The 15,873-nt window shown below is 72.2% G+C and carries 17 protein-coding genes and 1 tRNA gene; 2 read left to right on the plus strand and 16 right to left on the minus strand.

Annotated features, from left to right (window positions below):
• The 4 genes from OG505_RS22260 to OG505_RS22275 form a co-directional block, all read right to left on the minus strand.
• Positions 1-321 carry a hypothetical protein gene (locus tag OG505_RS22260; RefSeq protein ID WP_405427205.1) on the minus strand — a complete coding sequence of 107 codons (321 nt, stop codon included), beginning with the start codon at positions 319-321 and terminating at the stop codon, positions 1-3.
• A 46-nt stretch (positions 322-367) separates the two neighbouring features.
• On the minus strand, positions 368-1,126 hold the full coding sequence (locus tag OG505_RS22265) for a Bax inhibitor-1/YccA family protein (RefSeq protein WP_405427207.1): 759 nt from the start codon (positions 1,124-1,126) through the stop codon (positions 368-370).
• A gap of 137 nt (positions 1,127-1,263) precedes the next feature.
• Positions 1,264-2,079 carry a Bax inhibitor-1/YccA family protein gene (locus OG505_RS22270; RefSeq protein WP_405427209.1) on the minus strand — a complete coding sequence of 272 codons (816 nt, stop codon included), beginning with the start codon at positions 2,077-2,079 and terminating at the stop codon, positions 1,264-1,266.
• Between the two features lie 111 nt (positions 2,080-2,190).
• Positions 2,191-2,271: transfer RNA gene (locus OG505_RS22275), tRNA-Leu, on the minus strand.
• 101 nt (positions 2,272-2,372) lie between these two features.
• On the opposite strand from OG505_RS22275, the gene OG505_RS22280 reads away from it, so the two are divergent.
• Positions 2,373-4,232, plus strand: a complete 1,860-nt coding sequence (locus OG505_RS22280; RefSeq protein ID WP_405427211.1) for a hypothetical protein — start codon at positions 2,373-2,375, stop codon at positions 4,230-4,232.
• Positions 4,233-4,324: 92 nt separating this feature from the next.
• Here the strand turns inward: OG505_RS22280 and OG505_RS22285 are convergent, their stop codons facing one another.
• From OG505_RS22285 to OG505_RS22335, 11 genes are all read right to left on the minus strand, one after another.
• The gene (locus OG505_RS22285) at positions 4,325-5,656 is read right to left on the minus strand and encodes an NAD(P)/FAD-dependent oxidoreductase (RefSeq protein WP_405427213.1); all 1,332 of its coding nucleotides are present in this window, start codon (positions 5,654-5,656) and stop codon (positions 4,325-4,327) included.
• Between the two features lie 103 nt (positions 5,657-5,759).
• Positions 5,760-6,323, minus strand: a complete 564-nt coding sequence (locus OG505_RS22290; RefSeq protein WP_405427215.1) for a hypothetical protein — start codon at positions 6,321-6,323, stop codon at positions 5,760-5,762.
• A gap of 139 nt (positions 6,324-6,462) precedes the next feature.
• The gene (locus OG505_RS22295; protein WP_405427217.1) at positions 6,463-7,920 is read right to left on the minus strand and encodes a DUF58 domain-containing protein; all 1,458 of its coding nucleotides are present in this window, start codon (positions 7,918-7,920) and stop codon (positions 6,463-6,465) included.
• Positions 7,920-8,927: an AAA family ATPase gene (locus tag OG505_RS22300; RefSeq protein ID WP_405427219.1), complete on the minus strand. Its 1,008-nt coding sequence runs from the start codon at positions 8,925-8,927 to the stop codon at positions 7,920-7,922. The genes OG505_RS22295 and OG505_RS22300 overlap by 1 nt, the downstream gene beginning before the upstream one ends.
• Complete coding sequence (locus OG505_RS22305; protein WP_405427221.1) at positions 8,927-9,514, minus strand: hypothetical protein; 588 nt, start codon at positions 9,512-9,514, stop codon at positions 8,927-8,929. Before OG505_RS22305 ends, OG505_RS22300 begins: the two co-directional genes overlap by 1 nt.
• A gap of 16 nt (positions 9,515-9,530) precedes the next feature.
• Positions 9,531-10,340 carry a DUF4129 domain-containing protein gene (locus OG505_RS22310; RefSeq protein ID WP_405427223.1) on the minus strand — a complete coding sequence of 270 codons (810 nt, stop codon included), beginning with the start codon at positions 10,338-10,340 and terminating at the stop codon, positions 9,531-9,533.
• A 20-nt stretch (positions 10,341-10,360) separates the two neighbouring features.
• Positions 10,361-11,101, minus strand: coding sequence for a uracil-DNA glycosylase (locus tag OG505_RS22315; RefSeq protein ID WP_405427225.1), 741 nt, complete (start codon positions 11,099-11,101; stop codon positions 10,361-10,363).
• A complete protein-coding gene (locus OG505_RS22320) occupies positions 11,094-11,780 on the minus strand; it encodes a dienelactone hydrolase family protein (RefSeq protein WP_234584100.1) in 687 nt (228 codons plus the stop codon). Before OG505_RS22320 ends, OG505_RS22315 begins: the two co-directional genes overlap by 8 nt.
• A 225-nt stretch (positions 11,781-12,005) precedes the next feature.
• Entirely contained in the window at positions 12,006-12,488 is a 483-nt protein-coding gene (locus OG505_RS22325; RefSeq protein WP_405427227.1) for a hypothetical protein, read from the minus strand.
• A gap of 130 nt (positions 12,489-12,618) precedes the next feature.
• The gene (locus OG505_RS22330; protein ID WP_405427229.1) at positions 12,619-13,632 is read right to left on the minus strand and encodes an HAAS signaling domain-containing protein; all 1,014 of its coding nucleotides are present in this window, start codon (positions 13,630-13,632) and stop codon (positions 12,619-12,621) included.
• Positions 13,629-13,961, minus strand: a complete 333-nt coding sequence (locus tag OG505_RS22335) for a PadR family transcriptional regulator (protein WP_007455685.1) — start codon at positions 13,959-13,961, stop codon at positions 13,629-13,631. Before OG505_RS22335 ends, OG505_RS22330 begins: the two co-directional genes overlap by 4 nt.
• A gap of 634 nt (positions 13,962-14,595) precedes the next feature.
• Here OG505_RS22335 and OG505_RS22340 point away from each other — a divergent pair.
• Entirely contained in the window at positions 14,596-14,775 is a 180-nt protein-coding gene (locus OG505_RS22340; protein WP_405427232.1) for a helix-turn-helix transcriptional regulator, read from the plus strand.
• Between the two features lie 141 nt (positions 14,776-14,916).
• Here the strand turns inward: OG505_RS22340 and OG505_RS22345 are convergent, their stop codons facing one another.
• A complete protein-coding gene (locus OG505_RS22345; RefSeq protein WP_405427234.1) occupies positions 14,917-15,858 on the minus strand; it encodes an exopolyphosphatase in 942 nt (313 codons plus the stop codon).
• Positions 15,859-15,873: the final 15 nt, after the last annotated feature.

Raw genomic sequence — 15,873 nt, forward strand, 5'->3', positions numbered from 1 at the left:
TCAGAGCGCGCCGCGGGTCGCCGTCACCTCGGCGGCGGCCCGCGCCAGCGCCTCGGCGTCGGCCCCGGCGGCCAGCAGGTCGGCCGTGACCACGCGCAACTGGTCGGGCAGGGCCAGGTCGTTGTCCAGCCGGGGCACGGTCCGGCGGGGCTGTCCCTCAGCGTCGGCGGCCAGATTGGCGACCTCCTGCACCAGCCGGTGCATCAGGTCGGCGCGGGGCAGGTTGCCGGTGGTCGCGGCCGCCGCCCAGCGCGGCTGCTCCCAGTGCCCGACCTGGCGGACCAGCAACCGCACGGCCCGCTCCAACTCCTCTGCGCTCATCGCCGCCGAGTCTACGGCCGACGCCGACCCCGACACCCCGGGCCGCTCAGCGGCGCAGGTAGCTGAGCAGCCGTAGCAGCTGCCAGTAGAGGAAGACCAGGCCGGTGAGCAGACCGAACGCGCTCAGCCACGCGTACCGGCGGGGTCGGCCGTCGCGTACCGAACGCTCGACGAGGTCGAAGTCGAGGATGAAGCTGAACGCACCGGCGATGATCGCCACGACTGAGAAGGCGTACGGCAGCCAGCCGACCTCCCCACTGACGCTGTAGACCGCCAGCCCCGGCCGGCCGGAGATCAGGTACGACACGAGGTTGACCACGCTCAGCACGGCGATGCCGAGCAGCGTGCCGATCACCAGGCGGGCCAGCCGGGGCGTCGCACGGATCACCCGCGCCCGGTACAGCGCGGCCATGCCGAAAAAGACGCCGAAGGTGCCGGCCACCGCCTGCACGACGATCCCCGGGTAGACCTGCTGGAAGGTCCGGCTGGCGACCCCCAGCAGCAACCCCTGAAGCAACGCGTAGCCGACGATCGGCACCGGGTTGGTGATCCCCCGCAGCGAGATGACCAGGACCAGCGCGATCGAGGCCAGGGCGGTGCCGGCCAGCGCCGCCCCCAACCACACGACGTCGGGCACCAGCGCCCAGGACACCGCGGCCGCCACGCCGGTGAGCAGGAGCAGTCCGACGGTACGCACCACCACGTCGTCGACTGTCATCGGCTCGACGTCGCGGGAGCTGACCACCCGGGACTCCAACCGGCCGGTCTCGTCCAGCCGGTTGAGCACCGGGTTGTTGCTGCGCACCGTCGCCTCCTTCGCCCGCGTACCCCTCGCAGTCACTCTGCCCCGGACGGCCCGACGGCGGCGGCGAAACAGCGCGGACGACGGCGCCCGCCCCCACGGTGAGCGGGAGCGGGCGCCGGTCGGCAGTGCGGACGAGGTCAGTCGTCGCCCTGGAAGTAGCTCAGCAGGCGCAGGATCTCGATGTAGAGCCAGACCAGGCTGACCAGGATGCCGAACGCGGCGACCCAGGAGTAGCGCTGGGGCAGGCCCATCCGGACGCCGTCCTCGATCTCCTTGAAGCTGAGCACGAAGCTCAGCGACGCGACCACGATGCAGACGAGGCTGAAGCCGATGGCCAGCGGGCTGCCGTCACGCAGACCCGTGTTGATGCCGAACAGCGCCAGCACCAGGTTGATCAGCATGACCGCGGCGAGGCCGATGATCACCGAAGTCATGACCTTGACGAAGACCGGGGTGGCCCGGATTATCTTCGCCTTGTAGATCATCGTCATCACGAAGAAGATGCCGAAGCTGGCCACGGCGGCCTGGAGCACGATGCCGTCGTAGGCGGACTCGAACGCCTTGCTGACCATGCCGACGAAGACACCTTCGACGACCGCGTACGTGATGACCAGCGCGGGGTTGGCCATCCGGGAGAACGAGATGATCAGGCCGAGCACCAGGCCGACGACCGCCGCGCCCATCCAGGCGGCGCCGACCAGCGCGTCGGGCACGAGCACCCAGGCGGCCGCGGCGGTGATGCCGAGGATGCCGAACAGCGCAACCGTCTTGACGACGACGTCGTCGACGGTCATCGGCGCCACGGCCGGCGGCGCGGCCGGGTAGCCGGCCTGGGACGGGTACTGCTGGGGAATGCCGGGCTGTCCGTACGGCCCGGTCGGTGCGTACCCGGCGGAGCGCTCCCGCTCGGCCGCCTGGCCGAGCCGGGCGAGCACCGGGTTCGAGGTCTTCACTGTCTGGCCTCCCTCAGGGGGTCGTTTGCACGTGAACGTGCGCTCCAAGAGTAAACTGCCCGACCCACTCCTGGTGATCACGATGGGAACGCGGAGGCCGTGGCGGCTGGGTGCCCGGGGCGGGGGTCGAACCCGCACGCCTTTCGGCAGCCGCTTTTAAGGCGGCCGTGTCTGCCGTTCCACCACCCGGGCGGGTGGCACCCGCGCGCCGACACGCACGGTGCAGTGTCACCGTAGCCGGTCGGCGGCGACCCGGCGTACCCCGCCGGGCTGGCCACATTAGGGTCGATGCCGTGAGCAGCGCAGCCCCAACGGCCCCCGACGCCGCCCCTGACCAGGTCTTCCGTCTCGAGGATCAGGTCAACCGCCGACCCCGGGCCGTCCGGCTGCTGGCCGCCGTCCGCCGCCACCGGGCAGACCTGCTGATCGCGTTGGCCTGGGTGGCGCTGGCCGGCTGGCTGACCCACGGCCTGTGGCCCGACCCGGGTGGGCGAACGTTGGCGCTCAACCCCGAGGACCAGACGCTCTACGAATGGTTCCTGGCGGTCGACGCGAGGGCGCTGCTCGGCGACTTCCACCTGCTCACCGACCGGCTCAACGCCCCGGACGGCGTCAACCTGATGGCCAACACCACGGTCATCGCGCTCGGTGTGGTCTGCGCGCCGATCACCCTCCTACTCGGCGCGCCCACCACGTTCGCGCTGCTCGCCGCCGCCAACCTGGCCGGCACCGCCCTCGCCTGGTACCTGCTGTTCCACCGGACGCTGCGCGCCCACCGCCTCGCCGCCGCGCTCGGCGGCGGGTTGTGCGGCTTCGGTCCGGGCATGATCTCGCAGTCCAACAGCCACCTGCACATGACGGCGCAGTGGCTGGTGCCGGTGATCATCTGGCTGGTGCTCCGGCTGCTCCGCGCATCCGACCCCGGCCCCACGACACCCGACGCGACGGGCCGCGCCCGATCGGCCGGCCCCGACCGACGACGGATGATCAGCTCCGCGGCCGGGCTGGCCGCGGCCGTCACCGCGCAGGTCTTCATCGGCGAGGAGGTCCTCTTCCTCTCCGCCGTCGCACTGCTGGTGATGGTGATCAGCTACGCCGTCGCGGACCGGGACCTCGCCCGGCGCGCGCTGCCCGGATTCGCCGGCGGGCTGGCGATCGCCGCCGGCCTGGCGCTGCTGGTGCTCGGCTACCCGCTGTGGTTCCAGTTCGCCGGGCCGCAGGGCGTCGCCGACGGGATGTTCAGCCCGGCCTACTTCTCGGCCGACCTCAGCAGTTGGTGGGCGGTCTCCCCGCTGTCGGTCGCCGGCAGCGACGAGGCGTCCCGGCTGACCACCGGCCCCGCCGAGTACAACACCTTCCTCGGCTGGCCGCTGCTGCTGGTCACCGCCGTCTGCGCGGTCTGGGCCGGCCGGCGCCGGCTGGTGCTCGCCTGCGTGGTGGCGGCGCTGGTGATGGGCGCGCTCTCCCTCGGCCCGGAGGTGGTGCTCGGCGGCACCCGCACCGCGCTGCCCGGCCCGTACGCCCTGCTGGCCGGGTTGCCGGTGGTGGACGGCGCGCTGCCGATGCGGTTCGGGCTGGCGCTGCTCCCGATCGTGGCGACGGTGCTCGTCGTGGCCGTCGACCGGGCACTGCGCGGCACCGGCCGGGCGCGGCGGCTGGTGCCGCTGGCCGTCATCGCCGCCCTGCTGCCGATCTTTCCGACCCCACTGCCGACCGCCGAGCGGCCCGCCGTGCCGGAGTTCATCACCGGCGGGCACTGGCGGCAGTGCGTCCGCCCGGGCGGGGTGCTGGTCCCGGTGCCACTGCCCACCCCCAAGGAACCGTGGCCGATGCGCTGGGCAGCCGCCGCCGACGCCGGGTTCGGTCTGCCCGAGGGGTTCTTCATCGGCCCGTACGGGCGCGGTGGCACCGCGGCCATGGGCACCTTCAAGCAGCCCACCTCGGCCCTGCTGGCCGACGTCGCCCGCCGCGGCGACCAGCCGGCCATCGGCGACGAGCAGCGCCGGCAGGCCGCCCGGGACGTCGACTTCTGGGGAGCGTCCTGCGTGGCACTGGCCGACGACGCGCCGCACGCCGACAGCCTGCGGGCGACCCTGGAGCAGTTGTACGGCCCGGCCACCCGCATCGCCGACGCCTGGATCTGGCGGGTCTGACGCCGCCGCGCTCAGCCAATGTCAGGCGGGCGTTAGGAAGGGGCCCCTCCTATACCGAAACCGATAAGAAGGGGCCCTTCCTTTCGGCTGGGTCAGACGCGGGGTGCGCCCACCGGCTGGGACGCCTCGACGAACTCCTCGCGCGGGTCGTGCAGCTGGCCCAGGGCGACGACCTCGCGCTTGAGGAAGAACGCCAGCGACCAGTCCACCACCACCCGGACCTTGCGGTTGAACGAGGGGATCCGGCTCATGTGGTACGTCCGGTGCATGAACCAGGCCGGCCAGCCGGTCATCTTGATGCCGTACACCTGGGCGACGCCCTTGTGCAGGCCGAGGCTGGCGACGCTGCCGGCGTGCTTGTGCTTGTAGTTGACCGGTTCGCGGCCCCGGATCACCGCGACGATGTTGTCGGCCATCCGCGCCGCCTGACGCACGGCGTGCTGGGCGCTCGGCGAGCAGAAATTGCCCGGCTCCTTGGTCAGGTCCGGCACGGCGGCGCAGTCACCGGCGCTCCACGCGCCCTCGATGACCCGGTCACCGTCGACCACCTGGAGGGTGGGGATGCAGGTGACCCGCCGGCGCTCGTCACGCGGGAAGTCCGTCGCGTCCAGCATCGGCGACGGCTTCACGCCGGCCGTCCAGACGATCGTGTCGGACCGGAAGCTGTCCCCGTCGGAGAGCTTGACCACCCCGTCGACGCAGGACTCCAGGCGGGTGTCCAGCCGGATGTCCATGTCGCGCTTCATGAGCTGCTGCACCGTGTAGGCGCCCATGTCCCGGTCGACCTCGGGCAGCACCCGCTGGGTGGCCTCGACGAGCACCCAGCGCATGTCCTCCGGCTTCAGCTCCGGGTAGTAGCGCAGGGCGTCCCGGGCCATGTCCTCCATCTCGGCGAGCGCCTCGATGCCCGCGTAACCGCCACCGACGAACGTGAAGGTCAGCGCCGAGCGGCGCACCTCCGCATCCGGGGTCACGGCCGCGACGTCCAGCCGGTCCAGCACGTGGTTACGGAGGTAGATCGCCTCACCGATCGTCTTGAACCCGATGCCCTGCTCGTGCAGGCCGGGAATCGGCAGCGTCCGGGACACCGAACCCGGCGCGACGATCACGTGGTCGTACGCGATCTCCCGGGCCGGGCCGACGATCGGCTGCACGGTGGCCACCTTGCGGTCGTGCTCGACGCGCGTGACCGTTCCCGCCACCACCTTGCACCGCCGCAGCTCCCGCCGCAGTGGCACCACGGCGTGCCGGGGGGAGATGTTCCCCGCCGCAGCCTCGGGCAGGAACGGCTGGTAGGTCATGTGGGGCTGGGGGTCCACGACGATGACCTCAGCCTCACGGGAGCTGAGCTTCTTTGACAGGCGCAGGGCCGCGTAGAGACCGACGTGCCCGGCACCCACCACAAGGATCCGCTTCGGATTCACGTCGTCTATCTTTCCCCGCCCGGCTCAGGTAATCCCGCTCGCGCCCCTCATCTGTGACGGAGCACAACCCCTGTGACCTGCGTAACCCCGTCTCCTCAGGGGTTCACCTACGCCGCAGCAGCCAACCCAGCAACGCGACGAGACCCACCGCCACCAACAGCCCCAGCACGGTGACCCACTGATGACCGGCCTCCCCGCCCAGGCCCGCCGCCTGCAACAGCAGCACCCCCAGCACGGCCGTGCCCAACAGCACCGCCGCCACCCGCAGCAACCACCGGGTGACCAGCTCCGGGTCCACCATCGCGTCGTACGGCAGCAGCGCCGCCAGCGCGCACAGGGAGTGCCCCAGGTACAACAGCGCGGCGACGGCGAGCAGCCGCCACAACGCCACCGGTCGGCCGTATCCGTCGGTGGCGAGCAGCCAGCCACCGGCCATGACCAGCGCCACGAAGGTCGGCCACAGCCGCCGCGGACCCATCGCGGGCAGCAGCGCGGCCACCGTCAGCAACAGCAGCGGCCGGCCGGTCAACACCTCGGCGGGAAACGCCAGCGCCAGCCCGGCCAGGGCGGTGACGAAGATCGCGGCCCGGACCAGCAGCGGAACGGCGCTGATCCGGGAAACAGCGTCCTGAGCAGCCCGAACCCGTCCGGTGATCGTGTCGATCATCTGCCCACACCCCTCGCGCTCACCGGGCCGTCTGTCGCTCGCGACTGCGGGGCTCGCAAACCCGGCTCACTCCTCGCGCTCACCGGGCCGTCTGTCGCTCGCGACTGCGGGGCTCGCAAACCCGGCTCACTCCTCGCGCTCACCGGGAACCGACCCTTGGGGCCGTCGCCAGCCGCGCCACGTCCCGCAGCACCTGGTCCAGGCTGCCCGCGCCCGCCCAGCGCACGACGGGCACTCCGTGCTCCCGGAGCTGCCCGATCATGGTTTCCCGATCCAGCCGCCACAGGCGGTACGCCACCTCGGCCCAACCCCGATCCTTCGGCGGCGTGAGGTTGGCCGGCAGCGTGTCGACCGCCACCACGAACCGACCGGCGCGGGCCAGCCGCGCCAGCATCTGCGCCGACCGCTCGTCCAGCAGCGGGGTGAGGACCACCACCAACGCGTCCGAGGAGAGCTGCTGCGGGCCGAAGACCTGGTCGTACGGCTCGTGCTGGGAGGCCTCGGCGCGTACGTCGAGCAGCCACTCCAGGACGGTCAGGTACTGCCGGCGGCCGGCGGCCGCGCGCAACCGGCGAGCACCCGGCCCGTACTCCACAAGAGACACCCGGTCGCCCCGGTGCAGGTAGTGCTCGGCGATCGCCGCGGTGGCCCGCACGGTGGTGTCCAGCACCGACGCGGAGCCGTCCACCCCGCCGGAGCGCCCGGCCTCGGCGAGCACGTCGAGCAGCACCACCACCTCGGCGTCCCGGTCGGAGAGGGTGGCCGCCACGTGCAACTGCCGGGCGCGCAGCGACACCCGCCAGTCGACGCGGCGGAGCCGGTCGCCGGGGGCGAAGATCCGTACGCCGGCCAGCTCGCCGCCCTCACCGGGTCGGCGGGAGTGGTGCGCGCCGACCAGGCCGGCGGCGCGGGGCATCGCCTCCACCGCCTCGAACGGTTCGGTACGCGGATAGACCCGCACCCCGACCGGCTCGGTGTACACCGCTCGGGAGACCAGCAGGCCGCCCGCCGCGGCGACCCGCGCGCCGGCCGGACCGACCGGGTGCCGGCCCCAGCGCAGAGCCCGGCCGGCCAACTCCAGGTCCACCGCCGCGGCGGCGGGCACCGAGGTCACGAACGGCCGATCGGCGACGGAACGGCGAGTGCCGGCGGACGTGCCGGCAGCGGGCGGGGCGCCGGCAGGCGGGGCGTCGGCGGGCAGGGCATCGTCGGCGGGGCCGGTGCCGGCGAAACCGGCACGGGCGATCCGCAACCACGGCGAGACCCGGGACCGCACCACCACGAGGTCGTAGTCGATCGCGTCCGGGTTGCCGACACTGACGGCGGCCGACACCTCGCCACCCTCGACGAGCGGTCCGTCGTCCCCGGTGGTGATCCAGACCTGCGGCAGCGTCGTGGGCCGGCGGCGCAGCGCGTACGCGGTGCCCAACGCGAACGGGGCCGCCAGCACGACGAGATCGACCCGCCCCAGCAGGACCCCCGCCACCAGCAACAGGCCGGCGAGCAGCACCGCGCGGCCGAGCGCCGGGGTGGGCGCCCAGCCGGCGGCCGACTCCGGCTCGGTGGATCGCGACGCGGGCGCGGTCGGGCCGGTCATCAGCGCCGGAGCCCGCCGGCGGCGTAGCTGGGCAGCGCGCCGCTGGCCGGGGCGGGCGTGGCCTCCAACACCTCACCCACCACGAAGGCCGGGTCGACGCGGCGCAGCCACATCTCCGGGCGCAGGGTGATCCGGTGGGCCAGGGCGGGTGCCGCCACCTCCTTGACGTCCTCCGGCACCACGTAGTCCCGGCCGCCGAACACCGCGCGTACCCGGGCCAGCAGCAGCAGCGCCAGCGAGCCACGCGGCGAGGCGCCGACCAGCACCGACGGATGTTCCCGGGTGGCCGCGGTCAGCGACACGATGTACCGGCCGATGGAGTCCTCCACCACCACGTCCTCCAGGGCTGCCTGCATCGCCCGCAGGGTGGCGGCGTCGACGACCGGTTTGATGTCCGCCTCCTCCCGGCGGCGGCCCATCCGACGGCGCAGCACCTCCCACTCCTCCTCGTGCTCCGGATAGCCGAAGGAGACCCGCAGCAGGAACCGGTCCAGCTGCGCCTCGGGCAGCGGATAGGTCCCCTCGTACTCGATGGGGTTGGCGGTGGCCAGCACGTGGAACGGCTCGTCCAGCTTGTACGTCACGCCCTCCACCGAGACCTGCTTCTCCTGCATCGCCTCCAGCAGCGCGGACTGGGTCTTCGGCGGCGTCCGGTTGATCTCGTCGGCGAGGAGCAGGTTGGTGAACACCGGCCCGGCCCGGAAGGTGAAGTCGCCGTTGCGCTGGTCGTAGAGGAAGGAGCCGGTGACGTCGGCGGGGAGCAGGTCCGGGGTGAACTGGAGCCGGCGGAAGTCCAACCCGAGCGCCTGGGCGAAGGAGCGCGCGGTGAGCGTCTTGCCCAGGCCGGGCAGGTCCTCCAGGAGCACGTGCCCACCGGCCAGGATCCCGGCGAGGACCAGCTCCAACGCGTCCCGCTTGCCGACCACGACGGTGCCGACCGCGTCCAGGACGGCTTGGGCCAGGCGACCGACCTCGGCGGCGGGCATGCTCCGGTCCACGTCGTTCATCAGATCTTCTCCAGTTCGGCGACGATCACCGCGAGATCGCGCGGCGACGGGGGGCGGCGGGGCGGGGATTCCAGGAACGTCCACAGCCGGTCACCCAACAGGGCACGGGCGCGGACCGGGTCCGACTCGCGGGTCACAGCGTGCTTCAGGCGCAGCCGCTCGTCGGCCAGTTCCGCGAGCCGGGGCAGGATGACCCCGGTGAAGCGTTCGGATCGCGTCGTGGACCAGTCCAGCGGAAGTTGCCAGCCGTTGATGGCGGTGCGCAGCGCGTCCCGGGCGCCCCAGTTCCAGGTGCCGTCTTCGTACTGGGCGGTGGAGGAGCGCCGGGACGCCGGCGGCGGTGGCGCCGCGAGGGCGGCGGCGATCCGGCGCACCGCGGACACCGCGAACACCCCGGCGATCAGGATCATCAGCGAGATCTGCAGACCGACCGCCCGGAGCCCGACGACCAGCACGGCGACCATGCCGGCGTTGCCGGCCAGGGCCCGGAACACGCGCCCGGCCCGGCCACCCCGGTCACGGTCGTCCCGCCTCGGCCGCTCCTCCTCGAAGGTCAGCAGGTCGTCGATGCTGGCGCTGCCGCTCACAGTTCCACCGTCCCGTTCATGACGGCACCTCCGGGGCGCCCGCCGTCACGATGGTGAGTTCACCGCGGAGCCGCCGCAGCGCGGCGCGGGCCTGGTCGCGGGTGCCCTCGTCGACCTCACGCGTGGCGTACCGGGCCTCGCGGTAGACGTGCGCGAACTCGGCCAGCACGTCGGCGCTGACGATCGCCGGGACCCCGGTCGACGGGTCACCCCGCAGCAGCCGGGTGACCAGGTCGGTCGGGGTGTCTCCGGTACGCCGGGGCACACCGGCCGCGGCGGCGGCCTCCTCGAGGCGTACCCAGCAGGCGATCACCGCGACGCGCGGATCGGTCGCCTGGTCGTCCAGCTCCACCAGGCCGGCGTCCAGGGCGGCGACCACTTCGCGGGCGGTGCCCTCGGCCGTACGCCGGGCCCGCTGCGCCGGCAGCGCCCGCGAGGTGCGGCGTAGCGCGCCACGCAGCAGGATCCAGCTGAGATAACCCAGCACCGCGAGGATGGCCAGCCCGAGCAGAGCCATCGCCACGGTGACGATCCACTGCGGGATGTGCGCCTGGGTGGCCTCGCCGGCGTCCCTCGGCTCGACCGGGATCGACGGGGGCGGCGACGGCGTGTCCGTCGGGTATTCGGGCACCCAGGGGAGGTTCTCCGCGGCCGGCGGGATCTGACTGGCGCCGATCGACGAGTGCGCCGACGCCAGCGCGGCGGCCGCGAGCAGCGCCGCGACCGCACCCACCGGCCACCACCGGCGCAGCAGGCCGAGCACCGGGCGGACCACACCCGATCCGGCGACCGGGGACGGCGTGGGCGGGCGTGTTGCGTTCGTCATCGCCACCACCCCACGCGTTCTCAGTCCACTTCGGCCAGCTGCTTGGCCCGGCCGAAGACATCGTCCAACATCCCCGGTGTCAGCCGCCCGGTGAAGGTGTTCTGCTGGCTGACGTGATAGCAACCGAGCAACTCCGGCACGGCCGCGCCGGACCAGTGTGCCCCATGACCGAACGCCGGTCGCGGGCTGGGCGGGCGCTGCCCGTACACCTGGCGCAGCGCCGGCCACCACGCGGCCCAGGCGAACGCGCCAAGCGCGACCACGACGCGCAGGGTGGGCCGGATCAGCGTGACCTCGCGGTGCAGCCAGGGCGCGCAGGTGTCCCGCTCGTGGGGGGTGGGTTTGTTGTCCGGCGGGGCGCAGCGGACGGCCGAGAAGATACGGGTGTCGCGCAGCGCCAGCCCGTCGTCGGCGGAGACGCTGGTCGGCTGGTTCGCCAGCCCGGCCCGGTGCAGGGCCGCGAAGAGCACGTCACCCGAGCGGTCGCCGGTGAAGATCCGGCCGGTGCGGTTGCCACCGTGCGCGGCGGGCGCGAGCCCGAGGATGGCGATCCGGGCGTCGGCGGGGCCGAAGCCCGGCACCGGCCGACCCCAGTACTCCTGAGCGCGGAAGGCGGCCCGCCGGGTGCGGGCCACCTCCTCCCGCCAGCGGACCAGCCGCGGACAGGCGAAACAGTCGCTGACGGCCGCGTCGAGGTCGGCCAGGTCGGTCGCCCGCGCGGCGCGGGCGACGACCTGCTCGGGGGTACGCGGCTCAGCCAAGTTTGGCCCGGAAGAGTTCCAGGGTGCGGGCCCAGGCGCTGGCGGCGGAACGCTGGTCGAACGCCTCCGGCCGGTCGTCGTTGAAGAACGCGTGCGAGGTGCCCGGGTAGTCGTAGAGCTGGCAGGTGCCGCCGGCCTCCTCGATGGCCCGGCGTGCGGTCTGCACACCGTCGGCGGTCGAGGTGCCGTCCTCTTCGGAGCAGTGGATGACGGCCGTCTTGCCGGCGTAGTCGACCCAGTCGGGGCGCATCGACTCCCAGGGCAGCACCGGATAGAAGCCGGCGGTGGCGACGATCCGCTCGGAGAGCGTCGCCGACCAGAGGGCCAGGCTGCCGCCGGCGCAGAACCCGACGGCGCCGACCTTGCCGGCGACCTCCGGCCGCCCCGCGAGGTAGTCGGCGGCGCCGGCGATGTCCTTCGCCGCCTCGTCCATCCGCATCGACAGCAGCAGACGCTGCGCCTCGTCCGGCTCGCTGGTGGTCTCACCGTGGTAGAAGTCCGGGGCGAGGGCGACGAAGCCGGCCTCGGCGAACCGGTCCGCGACCGACCGGATGTGCGGGACGAGACCCCACCACTCCTGGATGACGATGACGGCGGGGCTGGTCGTGCCGCTGGCGGGTATCGCGAGATACCCCTCGCTCGTACCCCCGTTGCTGCGGTAGCTCACCATGTCGCCCATCGGCCGTCCTCCTAGCGGTCAGTCATCGTTGGCTGGTCGCCCAGTGGTCCTACGTGCCGGTAGCCTGCCATGCCGCGTCTTCGCCGGGAAGACGCCGGAACAGTGGCATTCACCTCCTGTTCGCCGGACGGTGACCGGGGTATGCCGACGGCGGCGGGGAACGCTCCCCCGCCGCCGTCATCGGTCTCTCCGCTCGGTCAGACCTTGTCGGTCAGACCTTGTCGGTCAGGCCTTCTTGGTCAGGCAGAGCACGTAGCCCTTCTTGCCCGACTCGATGCTGTAGAAGACGTACCCCTCCTGGTCTTCCTTGAAGAACTCGTTGCAGGTGGTCTCGGCCTTGGCCTGGGCTTCGGTCTGCCCGTCGAGCCGGCCGACCACGCTGTACGCGGCGTCGGTGGAGGTGCACTCGACGACCTTGGCGCCGTCGACCTTCTCCTCTTTGGTGCCCTTGATCTCGGGCAGTTCCGCGATGCAGTCACCGGCCTTGGCGTCGGCCGTCTCGTCCTTGTTCAAGAAGTTGCCGATCGCCGTGCCGATGCCGAACTTCAGGCCGGCGATGACGAGGAACACGACGATCGCGCCGATGATGCCGAGCGCCTTCTTCCCACCGGACTTCTTCGCCTCCGGCTCGGCCGGGGGCGGCGTCTCGACGGCCGGCTGCTGCGGCGCGGCGTCGGACGCGGGGGGCGGTGCGACCTGCTCTGACACGGGGGTTCCTTCCGAGGGGTGGATGAGCAGACGACACCGTAACGATCATTGATTTCCGGTGTCGTCCCGCTCGCCTCGTCCGTTCAGCTATTTCCCAGCATCGTCTGCATGATCTGGTTCACATCGTCCGTCAGCTCGTCGCGGTCGGCGTCGGGTCGCCACTCGGTGTGGCGCTCGGTGTCACGCTCGGGCTCGCCGGGGTCGGCGCAGGGGTCCGAGCCGCCGGGGTTTCGCTCGGCGTCGACGTGTCGGTCGGCTGCGGCCCGCTCGTCGGCCGGCCGGGCATGCCCGGGCCCCGCGGCCCGAAGGGCGCCTGGTCCGGGCAGTACGGGTAGGCCCGCAGTAGCGGATTGCCGTAGGCCGCGGCGGGGTCGACGCAGTCCGGATAGCCGAGTCGGATCGGGTTGCCGTTCTCGTCGAAGAGCCGGGCGTTCTCCACCAGCCGACCCTCGCTGTCGTAGACGAAGACGTCCCTGATCCGGTCGTACGGGTTGTCGACCGACGTCGGGTCGTAGCCGTAGTCGCCGTAGCGCATCCGGTCCTCGGCCTGCATCAGGGCGGAGAGCGCGAACACCACCAGCACCGCGCTGCCGACCTGCAACGCCGACCGTGGCCAGCGACTCAACTGACCGGATCGGCGACCGAGCCAGATCGAGGCGAGCACGAAACCGACCAGCATGATCAGGCCGGCCAGCAGCTCCCCGCCGAACCGGGGCAGCAGGCCGAAGCTGCCACCCGTGGTGATCACGGTGACCAGCATCGCCGCCAGATAGCCGCGCAGCACCCACCAACCCGGGCGCAGCAGGCCGAGGAAGTCGCTGGCCGTCGCGTACCCCAGGGGTGGGCCGAGCCGGGTGTCGATCGCGCGCAGCCGGCCGCGGAGCCGGACCACTGCGGTGGCGACCCGCTGGTCGAGGTTGCGCCCGCCACCCAGGCCGACGCCGGCAGCGGCGCGCAGCTCGGCGGCGTACGTCTCCGGCTCGCCCAGCCGCTCGACGAGGGTGCCTTCGGCCTCGGCGGCGACCTCGGTGAGATGGTCGGCGAGATCCTCGGTCAGCTCGTTGAGCCGGTCGGGTGGCAGGTCGGCCAGAGCGGCCCGGACCCGCGCCACGTAGTCGGTGATCTCCTGCTCCGTGACGGTCATGCCGCCAGCCCCCGATCGTCGAGCAGAGTGTCCATTGTGGTGGCGAACGAGCGCCAGAGCTTGCCGGAGCGGGTCAACTGGTCACGCCCGGCCGCGTTGAGTGAGTAGTACTTGCGGTGCGGGCCGGTCTCGCTCGGCACGACGTAGGTGGTGAGCAGGCCGGCGGCGAAGAGACGGCGCAGCGTGCCGTAGACCGAGGCGTCGCCGATCTCCTCCAGGCCGGCCTCGCGGAGCCGGCGCAGAATGTCGTAGCCGTAGCCATCCTCCTCCCGGAGGACGGCCAGGACGGCCAGATCGAGCACGCCCTTCAACAACTGTGTGGTGTCCACGCATTGCACGCTAGTGCGCAATGCGGAGTAGCGTCAACGATCCGGCCCCTCCGACATGCGCCAGTCGTGCGGCGGGACGGTGATCGACTCCAGATCGGCGAGGTGGGGACGTCCGCCCATCGGGGATACCCCGACATCGCCGACCTGGAGTCGATCACCGAGAGTGCGGGGGCGCGTCCCGGCCTGCGGGGTCGACGGTACGACTTTCAGGGCCGGTCGGGCCAGGCTCGCACCCCCTGGCGGTCCAGCCCACGAATCTGGCGAACAGGTCGGCCGGGGATGGCGCCGGATTCGGATTGAGCTTGATCAGATCTGCGGTGGCCTCGAACAGCAGGCCAGCCATGTAGACGCTCAGGCCAACCCGGTCACGTCGGTACTCCATGGTCAATAACAGCCGCGCCGGCTGACATGGCCAGGCGGCGGCGCACACTCGGCACAGCCAGAGTGGTCGCATCGGCAGGTGTGGGCGCACTGCCCGACGCTGACGGTCGTGAACCGGGGAAACGTTGGGAGCAGCCATCCCCCAAGCGTGGTCGCACCGTAGCCTCTAGTCAAGGCCCTAGTAGGGTGTTGCCCAACTAGGGCGTCCCCTAGTAGGGGCATGTCTAGCCTCCGAGGAATGGGGCGGAATCTCATGGGCGCGCACGAGATTCGGACGCGGCTGGGCGTCAGTAGGCAGCGCGTGGAACAGCTCATGAAGCGTCCCGACTGGCCGGATCCGTATGAGACGCTGGCCACGGGGCGGATTTGGCGGACCGAAGACATCGAAGCGTGGATCCGGGTGCACCGCCCCAACCTGGACGACGAAGACTGAGGTACGGCCCTACGCCAAGCCGATTACCTCCAGGACGACGCCAGAACCCGAGATCAACACGAGATCGGCGAAATCGGGGTGTCCGGGTGGCTTGGATACCGCGATATCGGCGATGTCGTGTCGATCAAGGGCCGGGGTGGCCTACTGGAGGCTCCAGGCGATGCCGTCGAGGATGTCGTGCTCCGAGGCGACCACCGAGGGCATCCCGGCCCGCTCCATGATCACGCGGAGCACGAGCGCGCCCGCCCCGATCACGTCGGCCCGGCCCGGGTGCATCACCGGGATCTCCAGCCGCTGTGCGCTGGTGCGGGACAGCAGGTCCGCGGTCACCCGCGCCACCGCCTCGTACGACACGCGGGCGTGGTGGATGCGCTCCGGGTCGTACTCCCGCAGGCCCTGAGCGATGGCGACCACGGTGGTGACCGAACCGGCGAGACCGACCAGGGTGGCGGCCTCGCGGCCGGGCACCGCCGCGAGCGCCCGGTCCACGACGGCGGCGATGTCGGCCTCAGCGGCCGCGACCTGCTCCGGCGTGGGCGGGTCGCCCGGAAGGTGCCGCTCGGTCATCCGGACGCAGCCGATGTCCACGGAGATGGCCGACCGCACGCCGCCGGCGCGGTCACCGACCACGAACTCGGTGGAGCCACCGCCGATGTCGACCACCAGGAACGGCTCCACAGCGTCGGCGGGCAGGCCGCGCACCGCGCCGGTGAACGACAGCCGGGCCTCCTCGTCGCCGCTGACCACCTCGGGCTCGACCCCGAGGGTGGCCCGCACCATCTCGGTGAAATCGGCCGCGTTCGCAGCGTCCCGGGAGGCCGAGGTGGCGCACATCCGCACCCGCTGGGCGCCCAACTTCTCGATGTCGGCGGCGTACGACGCCAGCGCCACCCGCGTCCGCTCGATCGCCTCCGGTGCCAGCCGCCCCGTCCGGTCCACGCCCTGCCCGAGCCGGACGATCTCCATCCGCCGGGTCACGTCGGTCAGCGGGGCCTGCGGCCCGGCCGTCTCCTCGGGCAGGTCGGCGACCAGCAGTCGGATCGAGTTGGTCCCGCAGTCGATGGCCGCAACACGCGTCGTCACCCCGCAACCCTACGA

Source organism: Micromonospora sp. NBC_00617 (assembly GCF_045161355.1).
Classification (GTDB): Bacteria; Actinomycetota; Actinomycetes; order Mycobacteriales; family Micromonosporaceae; genus Micromonospora.